The following is a 19,402-nucleotide window of genomic DNA, read 5'->3' on the forward strand; positions in this document are numbered from 1 at the left end:
GTTTAAAAACACGAATTCAAGATTTAAGAGATTAAGAGCATGAACAAGTTTGACATTGAAAACCTCGATCTATTTTACGGTGATAACCAAGCACTGAAATCGATCAATTTGCCAATTCCAGTACGCCAAGTTACGGCATTGATTGGCCCGTCGGGCTGTGGTAAGTCAACGTTGCTACGTTGTTTGAACCGTATGAATGATCTTATCGAAGGGGTAAAAATCACCGGTAAACTGGCAATGGACGGCGAAGATATTTACGGCAATATTGACGTTGCAGACCTTCGTATCAAAGTGGGTATGGTATTCCAAAAACCAAACCCATTCCCAATGAGCATCTATGAAAACGTGGCATATGGTCTGCGTGCTCAGGGAATCAAAGACAAGAAGCATATTGATGAAGTGGTTGAGCGTTCACTACGTAGTGCCGCCTTGTGGGATGAGGTAAAAGATCGTCTTAAATCGCACGCGTTTGGTTTGTCTGGTGGTCAGCAACAGCGGTTATGTATCGCACGTACCATTGCAATGGAGCCGGATGTGATCTTGATGGATGAACCTACCTCAGCACTTGACCCGATTGCAACGCACAAAATTGAAGAATTGATGGAAGAGCTGAAAAAAAACTACACCATCGTTATCGTCACTCACTCAATGCAGCAGGCACGCCGTATCTCCGACCGCACGGCGTTCTTTCTGATGGGCGAGTTGGTTGAGCATAACGACACCCAAGTGATCTTTAGTAATCCGCAAGACGACCGAACTCAAGGCTACGTAAATGGCGACTTCGGTTAATCCATCATATTTATTAGCATAACCAAATAACTATAAGCGATGGTAATTTTGCCCCTCTACACGAGGGGCTTTTTTTCTCGTACACGCTTTTCTATCGATATCACTTCAGCTGTGAGTCTGCTGTTTATAGTTTTTCTAGCTGGTGATTAGGTTTTATTATTTTTGCTTGGCCAAGTTTTTGAATGTTAGCCAGTAGCGAGTCTGGGCTCCACGGCTGTGGGGTCACACTAAAGCGTGCTTGGTTCATCACATTGAGCTCTTGTTTTACTGCTTGCACATCCGCGGGATTTAACCTTTCTCCGTGCGTATTTAAGAATTCATTTATAGAACGTTCAATTTTAGCGGCGTCACCTTCTTTAATGATGTTCTTTAATGTCTCGACACCGCGTGGGTTTTCGGCTTGTATGGTTTGCTCTAGTGCGGTTGTTGGGCGGTTTTTCCAAATTAAAAACGCAAGGACTAACGTTACCACCCATAGTCCAGCGAAAACAAAGGTTAAGGTTTGCCATATCTCATTCACGCCATTTTGTCGCGTTGGACTGGTACTTTGCGCGGGTGGTGCTGGCTGGGGGGATTCCGGTAACGTGAACAATCCAGTGTCACTTTGCTCGACTTCTAGATTCAGCTCAGGCAACGTCGCTTGCTTTGTCGTGTCTCGTTGACTGTCCCACCAGTTCAGAGTATACCCCGGTAAAATATATGAGCCTTCTTCGGTTGGGATGAGAACTTGCTTCATGGTCATGATAACCGTGCCATCTTTCGCGCTGTCGAACTGAGGCTGTTCTGGGTAGACCCGCAGCGAACTTGGATAATCAATACTCACTCGTGGCAAATATTCGGCTTGTGTTCCGCGAGCTTTAATTTGAATGGTTCGAGTGAGTGAAGCGCCCTGTTTGACAGTGTTGAGCGCATTAACCGACATTGGATTACCTTGATCGTCTTGCCAGCTCTGCGTCATTTCTAACGCTGAAGCTGGAAGCCATTCACCTTCAAATTCGCTTGGGATTGGTTTTACTTCGATAGAGATTTGCTCAGCTTTGGTGTTGATTGGCATGATCTTGGTTGAGCCCGTCAAGCTGTCGCCATAAATGTAAGAGCCTTTCAGTTTAGGACCGATCAAGGTGTAAGTGCCCGGCTGATTCGCTGTTAAGCGAAACGACTGTTCAATGACCGCTACTTCTAATCCATTTAAGATCTTCTGTCCCTGTTGTAAGCCACCAAGTGCTTCAAGCTTCATGCCTTCAATCTGTGGAGGCACAATCTGTGGGTTATCCAGACGGCGGGTATCCGCTTTGATCAAAAGCTGCATACGTAATGTCGCAGATTGCTGAGGGTACAGCGTGCGGTTGTCGACATTGATATTAAAGCTAAATAGGTCATCGAGATTAGGTTCTGCTTGGCTTGCGGTGACACGCAGTTTTATTGGCTCCGTTCTCATGCCATCAGCGGAAAAACTCGGAATAGTCAGCACACCTTCTTTCATCGGCGCAATCGAGATACTCCACTCAGTACGCACAGATTTTCTTCCGTTAATGTTATTGCTGGAGCGCCCATAATGAGGTTGACCCAAGAAAAAGTCTTTCTCAAGTACATTAAAGTCAATTGCATCTGAGCTGATCTCAGTATCTGCCATGATCCTGAGGTTGATCACTTCATTCTTAGCAACTTGTGTTTTATTGACACTGGCTTGAAGCGTCTGTGCCATCACCGAGAAGCTGGATAATAGGCTGGCCACAAGAATAAAGATCAGTTGTACGCCTTTGTTCATCACGGGCTTACCACTCCTTTTGAGATTGTTGTGGAGGTTGTTTTTGTTGAGCTTGAAGCTGCATTTGTGCACGAATCAAAAAACTTGGGTCGCGAGCGCTTTCGACGGCTTCTAGACGACGGAATTCAGGATCATCCTGATGCGTATTTTTTGGCTGCACTTGAGCCTGCTGCATTGGTTCACCTTGTTCCTGAGCTTGCTTTTCATCTTGTTTTGGTCGATGTTGCTCTGTTTTTTTCTTTTCTGTTTTACTTTCAGATTCTTGCTGGTTTTGTGACGGCTGCCCTTGCTCTTCCTTCTCACCGTTTTGAGACTTGTGTTGCTGTTGCTGTTGCTGTTGCTGTTGCTGTTGCTGTTGCTGTTGCTGTTGCTGTTGCTGTTGCTGTTGCTGTTGCTGTTGCTGTTGCTGTTGCTGTTGCTGTTGCTGTTGCTGTTGCTGTTGCTGTTGCTGTTGCTGTTGCTGTTGCTGTTTCAGCTTCTGTTCCACAACCGACAGGTTTTTCTTTGCGGCTTCAAAGTTAGGCTTTTCTTCAAGCAGTTTTTTATAAAGCTCTGCCGCTTCTTCTAATTGGCCATTTTGCGCCAGAGAGTTGGCAAGGTTATAGCGGCCGTTAAGAGAGGCATCATGAGAAAATGCTTCGATAGCGGCTTCGTAGTCACCTTTTTGGTAACTGGCTGCCCCTTTCCAGCTTGGGTTTGTAAATAGATTTTGGGCTTGTTCATATTCCCCTTGCTTGTAGAGTTCCGCTCCTCGTTGGTCGGCATTTAAGAACGGATTGGCTTCGGCGTGTGGTGTCCAAGTCATCGGTATTATGGTTGCCACAAACATCCAAATCAGGCCGCGTCGGAACAGTAAAGCTGCAGGCAGAAGTAACAGCGGCAGTAACCAAAAGCCACCATTTAAGCGAGAGTCAGTGCTCACTTCTTCACTCTGCTTGGCCGAAAGGTGACTGCCAACGTTGTTCGTAAAGGCCGAAATGTTCTCAACATCGCGATTGGTGTGCTGAATAGGAACAAAAATTCCACCTGTTTGCTTGGCTAGTACTTGTAAGTTCTTAAGGTTTGTTTTCGCTACGACTGTTGTACCTTGTGCTGTCTTTAAAAGCGAACCGTCGGGTAGGGCGATGGGCGCGCCATTAGCAGTTCCTACTGCGAGAACAGAGATGCGAATGTTTTTACCTTTGACTAAATTCAACGCGCGAGACAGCTCTGATTCATCAAGGTCATCGGCTAACACGATGATGTCGCCTTGCAGCGTGCCTGTTTGAGAGAACTGATTAAGCGCTAATTCAATCGCGGAAGGCAGGTTTGCCCCTTGAAAAGGCATCAGTTCTGGTGACAAATTCTCAATAATGCCGGCAAGCGTGCTTGAGTCGGTCGTCAGTGGACTTAAGTTATAGGCATCGCCAGCGTAAGCAATAAGCCCCGTAGCGCCCTCTTGCCATTTAGGAAGTAAGTCCAGCGCTTTATAACGCGTTTGTGTTAGTCGATTGGGCTTGATGTCCGTAGCAAACATCGAACGAGACATATCAAGCACTAAAATGCGGTTTTGGTTTAACTCAAAGCTTGGTCGAGCGTTGGATTGCCAGCTTGGTCCCGCTAGCGCAATACAGGCAATCGCCCAAGCTATGCCCCAGAGAATAAAATAGTGTTTGGACTGCGCGTTTTGTCCGAGTACTTTTGCTAGATGAGGAGCAATCAGTGTCGAATTTTTTGCTCTAAATTTGTGATTGAGCAAGAGCGCGATAGGGATCGCGATGAGCCCCAACAGCCAATAAGGGTTAAGGAAAATAAACTCAGCCATGTTTTCTCCTCAGTAGGAATAACAATACCGACAATACGAATGCAGCGCTTAATGGGTATGGGAACCATTCTGACTGCGGACGCCAAGTTTGCGTGTCGCTAGACACGGGCTCGAGCTGGTTGATCGTGTCGTAGATCTTTTCGAGCTGCTCAGTATCTCGCGCCCGAAAATATTGTCCTCCCGTCATCTCTGCCACTTTAGTGAGTGTTTGCTCATCCAAGTCGGCTGCGGTGTTAACCTTGCGAGTCATGAAAAACTCTTTCACCATCATTTCACCAGCGCCTACGCCGATGGTGTAAATGATCGCATTGTATTTTCTCGCGATTTCCGCTGCTTCGAGCGGTTCGAGCACACCAGCAGTATTGCTGCCGTCACTGAGCAAAATCATGACTCGTTGCGGAGCGTCACTGTCTACAAAGGTTTTCGTGCCTAGGCCAATGCCATCACCAATGGCGGTTCGTTGACCAACCAAGCCGATGACGGTTTGATTAATCTGCTGCATGACGGTTTTACGGTCTGCAGTGAGTGGCGTTTGCAAATACGCGTGATCGCCAAACAAAACAACCCCGAGACGGTCGCCTTTTCTCTTTGCCACGAAATCCGACAGAACTTTTTTGACAGCGGTGAGGCGGTCGATATATTCGCCGTTGAGCTCCATGTCTTCTTGCTGCATCGAGCCAGATAGGTCGACGATTAACATCAAGTCCCGATATTTGGGTTGAAACTCAACTGGATCACCAAACCAAACTGGACGCGCACAAGCAATGATCAGCAGAACCCAGATCGCCATTGATAATGCTTTTTGCAGGGCTTGCTTAGGCTTGCTGCCATTCTCATTCGTTGGTAAGTACGCCAATTTGATCTCGGCTTGTTGAGATTCTTGTGGCAGGAGCTTGTATACCAGCCAGGGGACGGGCAGCAAAAATAGTGCCCACCACCAGACCAATTCAATGTTTAGCCATTGGGCAAGACTGGTTATGAGTGTTGGCTCAGTCACGGTTATTTGCCTTTTTCTTTGGTGGCAAGGCGTGAGTTATCCAAAAGACACAATCATCGACCAAGCTTTGATGGTTTTCTTGAGAGGACTTCTGATACAACGCCTCTTGCCACTGATGTTGTTTGTCTACAAATCGAGTTTCTTTGGTATGGCTATCGAGAAATTCATACCAAGCGATCCCAGTTAATGGTGCGATTTCTTCACGCGGAAAGTAACTCAATGCCGCCTGACGCAATATTTCCAGAGCAGAGGAGGGGGTATGAGGTGTGACAGATTGAGTTAAAAGTTTTAAGGCTGTCTTTTGCGCGCGTAGGCGTTTTTTACGCCATTTCGCATAAAGATAAATGCTAAAAACGAAAAGCACGGTGGCCGCCAGCACTGTCCACCATCCCCAAGCGAGCGGAAACCAATCCGGAGCGTTTGGTAAAATCAGAGGTTCAAGGTCTAGGCTTTGGTTGTCTGTTGTCATTATTATTACTGCTTAATAAATGCTGCTGGTACAGTTTGTTAGCTTAATTGTGAAATTAGGGGCCAACCACTTGATAGCGTGTTAAATGGAATCGCCATCGAATGGCATTGATGTTTAATGGTTTCTTGGTGTTGAGTAAAGTGTGTTTCGAGTTCCTTTCTTTGGCCCTTGGAGCCAAAGTTGAACCATTGGCTACGTTGTCCATCCGAGGCTTTTACTTGGCCTCTAAAGTTTGTTTCGCCTTTTTCTAATGGATCATAAAACTGAATAGCCCTCACACTGTTGTGCTGTTTTAGTCGACGTAACTGTGTCAACTCTGCTGCGCTTATGTGGGCAAAGTCACTAAGCATAATCAGCTCGCTACCCTTAGGTGTCAGTGTATGAAGTGTCTCTAACACCTGAGTATACGGCAGTGTACGAGCCTCGCTGTTGGCAGTACGAGCCACCTGCGCGTTATGTGTATCGACGATAGCATTAAGAATCCGCAGCCCCTGTTTTTGTAGAGAGGAAGGGCGAAACTCAAAACATTGATGTCCATCGTCAATCACCGCACCGATGCGATCCTTTTTAGCCAAAGTGAGCCAAATTAGCACACTGGCAAAGTGGGCCAATTGAACCGACTTAAGCACATACTTAGATCCAAAATGCAGGCTAGAACTCAGGTCAAGGTAAAGAATCACAGCTTGTTCTTTGTCTTCTGCAAACAGCTTGGTGTGCGCTTTCCCGGTACGAGCCGTTACCCGCCAGTCAATACTGCGAATATCATCGCCAGGTTGGTATTGGCGAACTTCCATAAAATCCATACCTCGCCCTTTTTGGCGGCTGGTATGGTTACCGCTCATTTGCGACCAGATATTTTGTGCGGGTGGCAACCAACGTACAGATTGAGTGCGGTATTGCAGCAGCTCTTCAAGGGTTAATGTCACCCCATTCGCATGAGGTGGCAGTGGATGCGTTGTGGACATATCATTCACCCGTCCTAGGCACTGCCAACGAGGTTTAACAACTTATCGATGACTTGGTTTGCGGTAATGCCTTCCGCTTGCGCGTGGTAACTCAGTAATAAACGGTGGCGCAAAACCGGATAAGCCATGGTTTGAACATCTTCTGGGGAGACAAAATCACGACCCGCAAGCCAAGCGTGCGCACGAGCACAACGATCCAGAGCGATGGTGGCACGCGGACTAACGCCCATTGACAACCATTTATCCAGTTCAGTGTCATATTCGCGGGCTCGACGTGTCGCCATAACTAAACGAACGATGTACTGTTCTATCGTTTCTGCCATGTGAATATCCAGCACTTCTTTACGCGCGGTGAATATATCTTGTTGGCTTAACATTGGGCGCTCGACGGTCGTTTCGCCTTTTGCTTCACCACGGTTAATACGCAAGATAGAGAGTTCATGCTCCGCATCTGGGTATTCCACTTCTAAATGTAATAAAAAGCGGTCTAGCTGCGCTTCCGGCAGCGGATAAGTCCCTTCTTGTTCAATCGGGTTTTGAGTGGCCATGACCAAAAACAACTCTGGCAGCGGGTAAGTATGACGGCCGGCTGTGACTTGTTTTTCTGCCATTGCTTCAAGCATCGCCGCCTGCACTTTGGCTGGCGCGCGGTTTATCTCATCCGCAAGAATAAGCGAGTTGAAGATAGGGCCAGATTGGAAAGTGAACTCTCCGGTTTCGGGGCGGAAGATATCGGTGCCGGTTAAATCGGCTGGCAGCAAGTCAGGGGTAAACTGAATTCGGTGGAAGTCACCTTCAACACAGTCTGAGAGTGATTTTACTGCACGGGTTTTTGCCAGCCCTGGAGGACCCTCAACCAAAATATGTCCATCTGCCAAAAGGGCAACAAGTAGTTGCTTGACTAGATCTTGCTGACCAATGATTTGCGATTCTAGGTAATACTGAAGGCTTTCGAAGTTAGATTTATGCATGCTTTGGACTCTCGATATCCATTTGTTTTTTGGTTTTGAGTATTGGTTACTTCCGATAAGGAAAAGTTCCAGTTCGCTCTCGCAATTATTGTTCAATATTGGGGCGTAAAAAAGAATTGCAAGCACTTGTTAACGAGCAAAGTACTTAAATGACAACACGTTACATCTAATTTTCATCAGATAGTGAGAAATACCTCTAGTTTTATCAACGTGAGCCGATATAAATATCGTGATATGAATGCCCCTGAGTTCGCCAATTTTGGGGTCAATGACAAGTGATTCTTTAAAAGGTCCGAATATGTTGAAACTTTATTCTCTGAGTATCAAACAGAAGGTTGTACTTGGTATTACTTTCGCTGTTCTGGCATCAACAATCATTGTTGGTGTGATGGCTCAGCGCCATGCAAGAGATGTGTTGAGCCACCGTCTTATTGATATTGAGCTACCGGCAATCTTGCAACAAATCAATACGGAAATTGACCGCGAAGTTGTAGAAATGCAACAAGCCGCAAAACAGCTTGCGACAAACGAGTTTATTGTTGAAGCCTTATCGAATACAGACCGCGACCCGTCGGTAGAAGCTCAGTTGGTTCAGCAGCTGAATAACGTGAAATCCCAATATGATCTGAACGATGCGTCAGTCGCAAATCGTCAAACGGCCTATTACTGGAACCAAAATGGTTTCTTACGTCAGCTTAATCAAACACAAGATGCTTGGTTCTTTGACTTTACTTCTTCACGAAAAGAGACATCAGTAAGCATTTTCCAAGAGGCGAATGGCGACGTAAAAATGTTTGCCAACTACCAAGACCTGAATGGGACGTCAATGTCGGGTCTTTCTAAATCGATCGATGATATGGTTTCGCTGCTCAATGGCTTTAACATTGAAGATACCGGTTATGTTTTCCTGACAAATGATCAGGGTAATATTCAAATACACCGTCAACAGGGCAAAAACCAAACATCGATTGCTAAGCTTTTCGGAAGCGATGTGAATCAGCTATTGAATAAAAATAGCTTTAACCTGATAAATGTAGAGTTTGAAGGGCAGGATACCTTTGTCTCTAGCCTTTATGTGCCTTCGATGAACTGGTTCGTCATTGGTGTGGTTCCCGTTGACGAAGTATTTGCTGACCTGAATGCAACCGCTCAAAAAATGCTGTTTACAACCATCATCGTGGCTGTAGTGTTTATCTTAATGGGCGTATGGTTGGCGAACAGTATCACGAAACCAATTCGACTGATTGCCGATCGTTTTACCGACCTTGGGCAAGGCGAAGGCGACTTGGCGCAGCGTATTGAAATTCAGGGTAATGATGAAATTGCGCAGCTTTCAAAGGGCTTTAACGGATTTATTGAGAAGATCCACACAACGATGAAAGAAGTGGCGTTGACCAGTGGCTCATTGAGTCACGCAGCGGAGAGCGTCTCGTTGAAAGCGACATCAACGTATGACAATAGCCAAGAGCAACGTGACCAGACCATTCAAGTCGTCGCCGCTATTAATCAAATGGGCGCGACCATCAGTGAGATTGCTTCTAATGCTGCAACCGCTGCCGACACGGCTAATCAGGCCTCTGAGAATACACAAATCGGTCGTGAGGTTGTGATGAAAGCAAAAGAAGTCATCAGCCGTTTAGCCGATGATGTCGAGTCAACCAATATCGTCGTGACTCAATTGGCTTCTACTACCAAAGAGATTGGCTCTATTCTTGGAGTCATTCGTGATATATCAGAGCAAACTAACTTGTTGGCGCTTAATGCGGCGATTGAGGCGGCCCGAGCGGGTGAGCAAGGTCGTGGTTTTGCAGTGGTAGCCGATGAAGTGAGAAACCTTGCATCACGTACAAACGACTCTACAGAAGAGATCCAGCGTATGATCAACCAACTTCAAAGCGATGCGCAAGATGCGGTTAGTGCCATGGAAGCAGGCAAGGTAGTGACGATTGAAGGGGTTGCGTCTACAGATGAAGCGGTAGAAGTATTGATTAACATATCCGAGCGAATTACTGACATTTCAGACCGTAATACCCAAGTGGCGACGGCGACGGAAGAGCAATCTACCGTGGTTCATGCGATCAACCAGAACATCGAAGAGAGCAACGCAATCAATGAAATGACGACGGCGACAGCTGAAGAGCTGGCTGGTGCGAGTCGTGACCTTCAAGCCCTCTCAGCTCGTTTGGATAAGATGGTTGGTAGCTTCAAGCTTTAGAGTTGGATAGAATAGACCAAGTTTAAAAGTTCAATGACTATATTTGGGTGAGTACTATGAATGACTTTGAAAATGAACTAGAGCAGATATCTCAAGAAGCAGGGCAAGAGCCAGAAGTAAAGCTACCATCGCTAGAGGAACAAAAAGCGATTGTTGCAGAGCTGAAAAAGCTAGAAGCAGAAGGTAAACTGACGCCAGAAGTGTTAGAGCAACACTTTGGTCAATTTAACCAGAAAAACGCTGTGCCAGTTCACTAGATAGCGTCATTTTCATTGTCAACATTAGCTCGAAAGAGCAACGCTTATTCTTAACAAAGGGAGTCGTCGATACTCCCTTTTTTTATCTCTTCAAAAAGATTAGACCCCAATAATTCACCAGTTAGAAGTTAGAAGTTAGAAGTGATTGCCCCTGTAATCATTTTTAGTCAATTCCTCTCATTTAAAATCGTTGCCGCGGCTGCAAATCAAGTCATTTTCGCTGAACCCAATATCTTGACGTTATTTGGGTGTTTTTAAAAAGGTTTGCGCGGACAACTTACTGAATAATTTGTTATGGTTACCTGCTAATAGGAGATATTCCTAATCGATAGGCTATAGGCCATATTTTTATACAAAGGAGCTGGGTAATGGAGAGAGTGCAGTTGGTGGTCGATTTTCTTCTCACTCATAAATTGTTTTTTACTGCATTAATATTTTTTCTCATGTGGTTAGTTCGTCGAGCCATTTTGTCCATGATTCGTGGCGATGACGCCTTTCTTTCGGAAGATCAGCGCAGTTGGATGTCCAGAACTAAAAATGGCACCTTTACGATTACCTTGCTGATTCTATTTATTTTGTGGCAGTCGGAAATTAACGAATTCGCGCTAAGTGTGACCGCGATAGCTGTTGCAATTGTTGTGGCATCGAAAGAGATCATTTTGTGTTTTACTGGCTCCATACAAAGAGCAAGCTCGCGTTCATTCCGAGTCGGTGATTGGATTGAAGTCGGTAAGTTGTGTGGTGAAGTGATCGAACATAATATGATGGCAACCGTGATCCAAGAAATTGATCTCCACCACGGTCAGTATCACTACACAGGAAAAACGGCGACGCTACCTAACAGCATGTTTTTTACTTATCCTGTAAAAAATCTCAATTTTATGAAGCGTTACGTTTACCATAACTTTTCTGTGGTGGTGAAAGACTTCGTTAATTTATACCCTATATTGCCGACATTGGTCGATAAAATCGAAGAACATTGCAGTTACTTCAGAGATGTTGCCCACCGCTACAATGCCATGATTGAGAAGCATGCGGGTGTTGATTTACCTGGGGCTGAGCCACATATCCATATTTCAAGTAACATTAATGGCGAACAAATTCTGCATGTTATGATTTTTTGCCCGACAGATAAGGCAAACCATCTAGAGCACCTGATTCGTAAGGACTTTATGGAGCTTTATGAACAGCGGTTTCCTTTCGTGAGTGAAAGATAAAGAAGAATGAATCTACGCTTAAATATAGCCCGTGGTCGAAAGTAGCGGGTTTGTTTATTTTTTTGACTAGACTCCAACCACCTCAAGAGATTTGATTCATCGAAAATGGTTTGCTTATGGAGCATTGATATTGAAAGTTCAGATCAATACCTTGAGTATGGCCATTCGAGAATGAGGCGAATAAATTTAATCATGCTGTCGGCGCGTTGAGTCGTCAACTTGCAAATACATTCAAACACAATAAGGGATCACCATGACTAACGAATACATTCCACCAAAAGTTTGGACAAACGATAATGAAAACGGCGGTCAGTGGGCGAGCATCAACCGACCGGAGTCTGGTGCACGACATGAGCAAGAGTTACCAGTTGGTGAACACCCATTTCAACTTTATTCTATGGGCACGCCAAATGGGCAGAAGGTGACCATCATGTTTGAAGAACTGCTGGCAGCTGGTGTGGTAGAGGCAGAATACGATGCATACATAATTAAGATTGGCGATGGTGATCAGTTTGGCTCTGGTTTTGTATCGGTCAACCCAAACTCGAAAATTCCTGCTTTAGTCGACCGTTCTGGAGATGAACCAATAAACGTGTTTGAATCTGGTAACATTCTGTTTTACCTGGCGGAAAAGTTTGGTCACTTCCTACCAAAAGAAGGTGCGAAACGTGTTGAGGTGATGAACTGGTTATTCTGGTTACAAGGCTCCGCTCCTTACTTAGGCGGCGGTTTCGGCCACTTTTATGCTTACGCACCAGAAAAGTTTGAATACCCAATTAACCGTTTCACTATGGAAGTGAAACGTCAGCTCGATGTGCTTGATAAGCGCTTGGCGAACAATGAGTTCTTGGGCGGCAATGAATACAGTATCGCGGACATCGCAACATGGCCATGGTACGGTAACTTAGTATTAGGTCGTGCTTATGACGCCGCTGAGTTTCTGGATGTTAATAGTTATAAGAACGTCGTACGTTGGGCGAACGCGATTGATGAGCGTGAGGCGGTGAAACGTGGTCGCATTGTAAACCGCTCATGGGGGGAAGAATGGGAGCAGTTACCTGAGCGACACAGCGCAGAAGATATTGATAATGTATTAAAACTTAAACCATAAGTGTCCTATAGCTAACGATTTCAAGAAGCTGAATTTTGCGAGAAGCGGTCCTTGATGCCACCAATATTCAAAGAGTAAGGCGTTGGTAAAAGTGTGCGACTAAGTAGGTACGAATATAGTTAAAGAGACAAAAATGAGTTGCATTAGAATCAGCAGAGGAAAGCAGTATTATGGTAGGTTTTATTGTAGCGAGTTGGTTCTAGTCATTGATTAAATTAAATCAATTTACTAAGGCGGCCTAGATGGTCGCCTTAGTTTTTTGGGATACTCATTACGCTCAAAACTGTAAACCGTCTTGTTTATATGGTGTTTCCACAAGAAATTGTGTTTACAGGAAGGTTATATTACTTATCAGTTTTTGAGTGTGAGAGAAAAGAAACTAGAACCAAAATGGAGTGACACGTGCACAAGATTTTATCTTTGACATTGATTTTTTCGCTCATGGGCTGCGCCATGCCTCATCAACAAGTCGATAGCGGGCAGTGTGTTGGAGTGATGAATTCTCAAGATGCATATGGCTATTTAAACCCGAATCATTACACGGTTCAGGTGCTAGCGCTCAAACAAGAGAAAGATGTGAAAGATTACATTCGTTACATCGATCCCAAGCACCCTGCATGGGTCAACTGGAAAAATAGTCGAGGTACTCGCTGGTATACAGTAACCGTTGGCGATTTCGAAACCAAGCAGGACGCCTACAGTGCGCTTTCCTCACTGCCTAGTCGAGTGAAGCAGTCGTCTCCGTTTGTACTGACTTTCGCTGAAATGCAGCGCAAACAAGAAACAAGTGTTGTGAGAATGCGCTAACATCTCCTATTAAGCCCCCAACCATCGAACGGTATTGAATTGGGGGCTGTGTTATATGCTCTCAATTCTTAAAACCTCCCCCTATCATTTCTTATTTTTAATATAAACCAAATCAATAACGGAATAACCACGTACACGTTTTAAGAAATACTTGACTATGCATATAAGTGCAAATGATGCCTCATATGTTAAACCTTATTGTTATTTCTATAAGTCTAGGAGGGGAAAGCATGTGATGGGACAGTGGTGGGGTTACTGAACGTGCTTATTTGTTGGCGATGTTGCTAATTATGTGGGGTCGAAGAAAACAGTTTGAGATGTATAAGAGAACAATCGCCCCTATGACGTAGGGGCGATTAATTATAAAAGTTAAAGCGCTGCAAGAATGGTTTCTGCTTTACTTGCTTCAAACTCTTTTGGTTGTTCTACGTTAAGCGTTGTCACGATGCCGTTTTCAATGATCATAGCATAACGTTGTGAGCGAACGCCGCCAAAGCCGCCCGTATCCATGTCAAGGCCCAACGCTTTGGTAAAGCTTGCATCGCCATCGCCTAACATCAGGATTTCAGAAGCATTTTGCGCTTCACCCCAAGCTTGCATAACAAATGCATCGTTTACAGAGACGCATGCAATCAAATCAACGCCTTTCGCTTTCAGTTGATCTGCCAATACAACATAGCCTGGTAGGTGAGCTTCTGAGCAAGTAGGAGTAAATGCGCCAGGTACAGCGAAAAGCACAACTTTCTTGTTGGCGAACAGTTCAGTGACCTCGTGATTGACCACGCCATCGGCAGTCAGTTCGCTGAGGGTCGCAACAGGTAGTGCTTGGCCTTGTTGAATCATGATTTCTTCCTTTTTGTGCTGAGTTTTGCTCATTCAGTCTAGCGTTTAACCGCAGAATTAACCACGGAAGGTTTGTAAGGGTATATCATCTTGAGCATTTTACTCAAGGTGGTGCTGATTTTTACAGAGTAGAGGGGCAAGCGCTGGTTAACCGTTAATGTAACCGCGGAAGTGTCTGAGTGAATTAATTGCCACGACAACGCCTTTACCGAAATCACTAGGTATTCTGGGGCATCTTCATGCGCAACACAGACTAGACCACACCTTTTCTGTGCCAACTTGAATAGGACAAGCACGAAAGAATTTTTGATATGCAAGTGACACTCTATTTTTTGGAAGGGCTTGAATAAATGTGTGCATAGTTCATGTAAATTTATTAATTTAACTATACCCAAATAACCTTGGTGTAAGAACTAAATAAAAGTCATTTGGGTATAAAAGGCTCACAAATCATATATGCTTTTTATGCAACGATATTTTGGCCTAGAAGAGTTTGATTCTGAAGAGCTTGGGTATTCGTGTGGCAAAGGTAAGTGGCGGTACCTTGCACAACGATAGTGATGTCATAGCCTTGGAAGAGTAGCTGAAAGGTTTTAGAGATCAAATAACTTATCAAATTCTCTTTGTTCCATAATATCTTCTATACGACGTCGTGTTTGTTGTTTTACAGCGGCCGTATTTTTCTCAGACTCTTTCTTTTCTTTTTCAATCTGCTTTTTAGTTTTTTTAGCCATTAGATACCTTCCAAATTAATTTGCATATATTTATTAATGCCTGAAAATCGTATTATTTGACAGTAAAACTTCCTAACTTTGAACCTGAATCACAGAGAATGGTCCCAGAGAGTGTTTTTTCACAATATTGAAAATCGATAAGATAGCAATCAGAGTGCAGTTTGGGTAATACATGCCTTCTTAAAACATCACCATTTAACTGATGTATTTTGGCCTTCCAAGAGGTATGCGATTGTTCTAAATTAAATGCAATTTCTAACATTTATTCTCCTGCGGTGTGATAATTTTTTCTTTATTGATCAATTGATACCAGTGCCTTTGACGGCCTGTTCTTCTTGTGGACATAAGTTTTCCTTTAAATAATTAAATAAATTGTACTGCTCGTCTTATTTTAAGCAGTAGAATACCGAACCTGTTATTTAGGTTGAGTATTTTGTGGGGATAGATTTCGAAAAGGGGAGAGTTTGGTGCAGCATGGGGATGCTACACCAAGAAAAGCAGTCTTATAGAGGAGAGACTTCAGTCGCTTGAGGACCTTTTTGACCTTGCTCTACATTGAAGCTTACTTTCTGACCTTCAGTTAGGGTCTTGAAGCCATCAGCAACGATAGCGTTAAAGTGTACGAATACATCTTGACCGCCGTTGTCTTGAGATAGGAAACCGAAGCCTTTAGTTTCGTTAAACCATTTTACTGAACCAGTTACTTTAGACATAAAAATACCTTTGAATTAAACATTAAAATTATGATTTGTTTGGTGGATCTTTTCTAAGCTATTGAATGTTCAATCAAGAGGAAGTTGTACGCAGGTGTCTGAATTGGTGATTCAAGATTTTACTGAGAGGAAACTTAAACTAAATGTTGCATTAACAGCTCTCTTCTAAGAGCCAAGGCACACTATACACCTTAACTAGGAAATAGCTACATTTATTTTTAATTATTTTATCCTTCAGTGACCTCAAGATATTTGGTCGAGCGAGAATAAATTTGGCTTGCAGATGCAATAATGATTTGCAGATCTGTTATTTAAATATTTTATTAGCTAAGTATATTGAACAAAACAGTTCAACCTAACCGTTTATAAGCGAGGGTTCTTTTTGTGTGACCGAGAACTGTATCTTTAAATCGTCTTTAGGCACAACCATGTTCGAAAAAATCGAATAACTAGCTCAAATGTATCCGCTCATTATTTTTTTATCTTCAACTTACAATGAATTTATTCAGTCGGAGGAATTAGGGTTGAGGAGAGTAACAATGAGTACCACTAGAGAGATTCGTCAGGTTATGACCGCGCAACCAACCGCTGATGGAGATGGAGTGAAGATCCAGCGAGTGGCTGGTTTTAATAACACTAGTTTCTCACCATTCCTAATGATGGATGAATTGAAATCAGATGATAGCTCTGATTATATCGGTGGTTTTCCTCCTCACCCTCATCGTGGTATTGAAACACTCACTTATATGTTGAAAGGGCACTTTCAACATCGTGATCATATGAATAACGTCGGGGAGCTTCGCTCTGGTGGCGCGCAATGGATGGCCGCTGGTCGTGGTGTTATTCACAGCGAAATGCCGATTATGCAAGAGGGTGAGTTACATGGCTTTCAAATTTGGATTAACCAACCAGCGAAAAATAAGATGCAACCCGCGCAATACCATGACTTGCAACCAGAAACGATCAATGAATATGAGACAAAAGAAACAGGCGTGGTACGTGTGATCTCTGGTCTTCTAAATATTAATGGAGATAGTGTTCAAGGCCCGCTCACGGAAACAGGTGTAGAAGCCACTCTGGCTGACTGGCAACCTCATTGTGGAGCGAGCTTGAGTCTAGAGACAGACCCAAATCACAATATGATGGTTTATGTCTATAGAGGGTGTCTCGAGTTACAGCAGCGTGCGGTTAAGCAAGGTGAAATGGCCATTTTATCTAAAGGTGAAGTGGTTGAATTGAAGGCCAAGGATAATAGCGGCGTATTGATTTTTATTGGTGAGCCCATTAATGAGCCTGTGGTTCATTACGGTCCCTTTGTGATGAACAGTATGCAAGAAATCGAGCAAGCAATCCAAGACTACAATTCTGGGGTGTTCGAAACTTATTAAATTCAGCCTAACTATGAAAAATTTTAAGCCTGATCATTGGGCTTGACCTAAAGCAAATACGATAATCCACTGCCTTCGAATTTGTGTTCGCCACGTTTAAACAACGTGGCTTTTTTATCTCAGGGTTATCATGGGTGCCGTTTGAGCTAAGTCACTCACTTATCCATAGTAGCGTTATCATACCCACCACTTTTTCTGCTTTAACGACTGGGTAATCTTGGTCAATAAATAAAAATTCAAAAAAATTATTAATGTTCTAAGAAGCCATTGCTTTTGTTTCTAGGTCTTTTGCACCACGTAGCATAGCTTCAATCAACTCACCGGCATTAAACTTCTCAAGCGCTTCGTGAGCGCCCACTTGATGCGCTCTGTCGACACAGATCTCACTCGATAATGACGTGTGCAAAATACGGTATGAACGATTCAGTGCCGAGTCATTTTGTACTTCAAATGCCAATTCGTAGCCATCAAGGCCGGGCATTTCAATGTCACTCACCAGCATATCCACAGGACGATGAGCTTCAGCCTCACTTTTCATGAGTTGCAATGCATCTAAGCCATTTTTACAGATTTGATAAGCAATATTAATGCTATCAAGCGCGTCACAAAGTTGCTTACGAGCTATTGAGGAATCATCGACCAACAAAATGCTGAGTGCTTTTAGACGTTCTCGTTCAACATCCGTTAGCATCGGAATCTTTGAGTTTTCATATTGTGGATAAATTTTTGAGAGTAGGAGTTCAACATCTAGCATTTGAACCGTTTTATCTTCGTAGCGAGTAATACCCGTCACGAAAATGTTTTTGCCCGCACTTACTGGTGGTGTTTCAATGGCTTTCCAGTCGCACTCAATGATCTTCTCGATACTACGAACCATAAATGCAACCACCGTTCGCAAACAGTCGGTCACGATAAGGTAGCAGTTCTTATACTCTTCTTCACTGATTGGACGAAAGCCCACAGCGGCAGACATATCGATCACCGGCACGGTTAAATTACGAATGGTAACCGTACCAATCACATGATGGTGTGAGTAGGGGATCTTAGTGGTGGGCATGTAAGGTACAATTTCACGGACTTTTAGTGTGCCTATCGCGAAGCTCTGTTGCAGGGTGAGTTTGAACATCAACATGCCCTGTGATTGATTCGCCTTACTAACGACTTTTGCCATGGAATAACCTTATAAATACCACCAATTTGTGTCTAATCTAATCTTATAAAGCAACCGCTTCAACTATCGGAGAGATAAATGTGAGCTTTTTAGACAATCTATGAATTTATAGCGACTAATTGAGCAGGATTTGGCTGTGTTTTAAGCTATTTTTGTAGAAGGTTCGATGAGCGTTGCTCTTGAGATGAGAAATGCTTGGCGAGTTTAGAGCGGATGGGTACACTTGCGTAAACAGAATCGTGAGAGAGAAAAAATGGCAAATACAGCAGCCGCATTACACATTCTTGTGAAGCACAAAGAGCAAGCAGAAGATATTATCAAGCAACTAAAAAAAGGGGCGAAGTTTCAGACATTAGCGAAGAAATATTCGACTTGTCCATCCGGTAAGCGAGGTGGTGATCTTGGGGAGTTTCGCCGCGGTCAAATGGTGCCTCAGTTCGACAAAGTCTGCTTTTCTGGAGAAGTTCTGACGCCACAGTTAGTCAAAACCAAGTTTGGTTGGCATGTGGTGAAGGTATTATATAGGACGTAGATTTCGGGTAGATAGTATAGGTTGAATTCTGAACACCTTAAACCTTATCGATTCGATGTCGATTTTTATACGAGTTAAAAATGGCAGACACGATTTGAGCTGTCATTTTATCATCGATTCGCTGTGACTAATTGGTTGGCGAAAATAGTCCCGGCATCAAGTTTGATTTATAGCGACTTAGGTTTAAAGAAATCGCGTTATTAAAGGTCTCATCGTAGTACTTAGGATTACAATAGCTTAGGAGCATCAGTCGTTTCTAAGTTCTAGCTATAAACAAAATTCGTTTTTTTAATGTGGGTAAGATAATCCTTACTCATATGCGATATGCCGTGCTGATGGGAAGAATCGGTATGGCTCTTCTGCATCCTCTTTAACCATTAAAAAAGTTGAGAATTTTAATATTATCGGCGAACCTCTTCGAACTCGCCTTCAATCGCATCCGGTTTTCCTGTATTAAACTCATACTCTTTATGTACTTCCTTCTGCATTCGTTTCACGCGCTTTTCAATGCGCTTACCAGCAATTAGTGCCGCAATGGTCAATGGAATCGCGATGATCAGGCTAAAAACTAATGTAAAAAAGCCGATAATCAATGCAAGTGCTGTAACGATAATCCGATTCATAATGTTGACCTCTCTATTCGTCTATGTG

At 43.7% G+C, this 19,402-nt stretch carries 20 protein-coding genes; 8 read left to right on the forward strand and 12 right to left on the reverse strand.

Annotation, left to right across the window (positions count from 1 at the left end; translation table 11 throughout):
* Window positions 1–39: 39 nt before the first annotated feature.
* Window positions 40–789: a phosphate ABC transporter ATP-binding protein PstB gene (pstB, locus tag ATG66_RS01450; protein WP_098413637.1), complete on the forward strand. Its 750-nt coding sequence runs from the start codon at window positions 40–42 to the stop codon at window positions 787–789.
* A 124-nt stretch (window positions 790–913) separates the two neighbouring features.
* Here pstB and ATG66_RS01455 read toward each other — a convergent pair whose 3' ends face one another.
* From ATG66_RS01455 to ATG66_RS01480, 6 genes are read right to left on the reverse strand one after another with little or no spacing between them, the layout of a single operon-like run.
* Entirely contained in the window at window positions 914–2,560 is a 1,647-nt protein-coding gene (locus ATG66_RS01455; RefSeq protein ID WP_179885564.1) for a BatD family protein, read from the reverse strand.
* 4 nt (window positions 2,561–2,564) lie between these two features.
* Window positions 2,565–4,361: a VWA domain-containing protein gene (locus ATG66_RS01460; protein ID WP_098413639.1), complete on the reverse strand. Its 1,797-nt coding sequence runs from the start codon at window positions 4,359–4,361 to the stop codon at window positions 2,565–2,567.
* Window positions 4,354–5,358, reverse strand: coding sequence for a vWA domain-containing protein (locus tag ATG66_RS01465; protein WP_179885565.1), 1,005 nt, complete (start codon window positions 5,356–5,358; stop codon window positions 4,354–4,356). Before ATG66_RS01465 ends, ATG66_RS01460 begins: the two co-directional genes overlap by 8 nt.
* Window positions 5,351–5,827 carry a DUF4381 domain-containing protein gene (locus ATG66_RS01470; RefSeq protein WP_098413640.1) on the reverse strand — a complete coding sequence of 159 codons (477 nt, stop codon included), beginning with the start codon at window positions 5,825–5,827 and terminating at the stop codon, window positions 5,351–5,353. Before ATG66_RS01470 ends, ATG66_RS01465 begins: the two co-directional genes overlap by 8 nt.
* Before the next feature lie 38 nt (window positions 5,828–5,865).
* Complete coding sequence (locus tag ATG66_RS01475; protein ID WP_098413641.1) at window positions 5,866–6,792, reverse strand: DUF58 domain-containing protein; 927 nt, start codon at window positions 6,790–6,792, stop codon at window positions 5,866–5,868.
* A 14-nt stretch (window positions 6,793–6,806) separates the two neighbouring features.
* Window positions 6,807–7,763, reverse strand: coding sequence for an AAA family ATPase (locus ATG66_RS01480; protein ID WP_098413642.1), 957 nt, complete (start codon window positions 7,761–7,763; stop codon window positions 6,807–6,809).
* Window positions 7,764–8,061: 298 nt separating this feature from the next.
* Between ATG66_RS01480 and ATG66_RS01485 the strand changes: the two genes are divergently transcribed.
* The 5 genes from ATG66_RS01485 (at window position 8,062) to ATG66_RS01505 (ending at window position 13,370) form a co-directional block, all read left to right on the forward strand.
* Window positions 8,062–9,978: a methyl-accepting chemotaxis protein gene (locus tag ATG66_RS01485; RefSeq protein WP_098413643.1), complete on the forward strand. Its 1,917-nt coding sequence runs from the start codon at window positions 8,062–8,064 to the stop codon at window positions 9,976–9,978.
* A gap of 56 nt (window positions 9,979–10,034) precedes the next feature.
* Entirely contained in the window at window positions 10,035–10,235 is a 201-nt protein-coding gene (locus ATG66_RS01490; RefSeq protein WP_098413644.1) for a restriction endonuclease subunit S, read from the forward strand.
* Between the two features lie 368 nt (window positions 10,236–10,603).
* On the forward strand, window positions 10,604–11,452 hold the full coding sequence (locus ATG66_RS01495) for a mechanosensitive ion channel family protein (RefSeq protein ID WP_098413645.1): 849 nt from the start codon (window positions 10,604–10,606) through the stop codon (window positions 11,450–11,452).
* Window positions 11,453–11,705: 253 nt separating this feature from the next.
* Entirely contained in the window at window positions 11,706–12,563 is an 858-nt protein-coding gene (yghU, locus tag ATG66_RS01500) for a glutathione-dependent disulfide-bond oxidoreductase (protein ID WP_098413646.1), read from the forward strand.
* 402 nt (window positions 12,564–12,965) lie between these two features.
* On the forward strand, window positions 12,966–13,370 hold the full coding sequence (locus ATG66_RS01505) for an SPOR domain-containing protein (RefSeq protein ID WP_098413647.1): 405 nt from the start codon (window positions 12,966–12,968) through the stop codon (window positions 13,368–13,370).
* Between the two features lie 369 nt (window positions 13,371–13,739).
* On the opposite strand, the gene ATG66_RS01510 is transcribed toward ATG66_RS01505, so the two are convergent.
* The 4 genes from ATG66_RS01510 to cspE form a co-directional block, all read right to left on the reverse strand.
* The gene (locus tag ATG66_RS01510) at window positions 13,740–14,213 is read right to left on the reverse strand and encodes a peroxiredoxin (RefSeq protein WP_098413648.1); all 474 of its coding nucleotides are present in this window, start codon (window positions 14,211–14,213) and stop codon (window positions 13,740–13,742) included.
* A 593-nt stretch (window positions 14,214–14,806) separates the two neighbouring features.
* Window positions 14,807–14,947 carry a PA3496 family putative envelope integrity protein gene (locus ATG66_RS01515; RefSeq protein ID WP_098413649.1) on the reverse strand — a complete coding sequence of 47 codons (141 nt, stop codon included), beginning with the start codon at window positions 14,945–14,947 and terminating at the stop codon, window positions 14,807–14,809.
* 52 nt (window positions 14,948–14,999) lie between these two features.
* Window positions 15,000–15,209, reverse strand: coding sequence for a hypothetical protein (locus ATG66_RS01520; protein WP_098413650.1), 210 nt, complete (start codon window positions 15,207–15,209; stop codon window positions 15,000–15,002).
* A 241-nt stretch (window positions 15,210–15,450) separates the two neighbouring features.
* A complete protein-coding gene (gene cspE / locus ATG66_RS01525; protein ID WP_098413651.1) occupies window positions 15,451–15,660 on the reverse strand; it encodes a transcription antiterminator/RNA stability regulator CspE in 210 nt (69 codons plus the stop codon).
* 539 nt (window positions 15,661–16,199) lie between these two features.
* Between cspE and ATG66_RS01530 the strand changes: the two genes are divergently transcribed.
* Complete coding sequence (locus ATG66_RS01530) at window positions 16,200–17,048, forward strand: pirin family protein (protein ID WP_098413652.1); 849 nt, start codon at window positions 16,200–16,202, stop codon at window positions 17,046–17,048.
* Between the two features lie 256 nt (window positions 17,049–17,304).
* On the opposite strand, the gene ATG66_RS01535 is transcribed toward ATG66_RS01530, so the two are convergent.
* Entirely contained in the window at window positions 17,305–18,219 is a 915-nt protein-coding gene (locus tag ATG66_RS01535; RefSeq protein ID WP_098413653.1) for a chemotaxis protein, read from the reverse strand.
* A 253-nt stretch (window positions 18,220–18,472) separates the two neighbouring features.
* Here ATG66_RS01535 and ppiC point away from each other — a divergent pair, with 253 nt between their 5' ends.
* The gene (ppiC, locus tag ATG66_RS01540) at window positions 18,473–18,751 is read left to right on the forward strand and encodes a peptidylprolyl isomerase PpiC (protein ID WP_098413654.1); all 279 of its coding nucleotides are present in this window, start codon (window positions 18,473–18,475) and stop codon (window positions 18,749–18,751) included.
* Between the two features lie 401 nt (window positions 18,752–19,152).
* On the opposite strand, the gene ATG66_RS01545 is transcribed toward ppiC, so the two are convergent.
* Window positions 19,153–19,374 (reverse strand): hypothetical protein, encoded by a 222-nt coding sequence (locus ATG66_RS01545; protein ID WP_098413655.1) that lies wholly within the window; start codon window positions 19,372–19,374, stop codon window positions 19,153–19,155.
* Between the last annotated feature and the right edge of the window lie 28 nt (window positions 19,375–19,402).

It is taken from the genome of Vibrio sp. ES.051 (genome assembly GCF_002563795.1).
Taxonomy (GTDB): domain Bacteria; phylum Pseudomonadota; class Gammaproteobacteria; order Enterobacterales; family Vibrionaceae; genus Vibrio.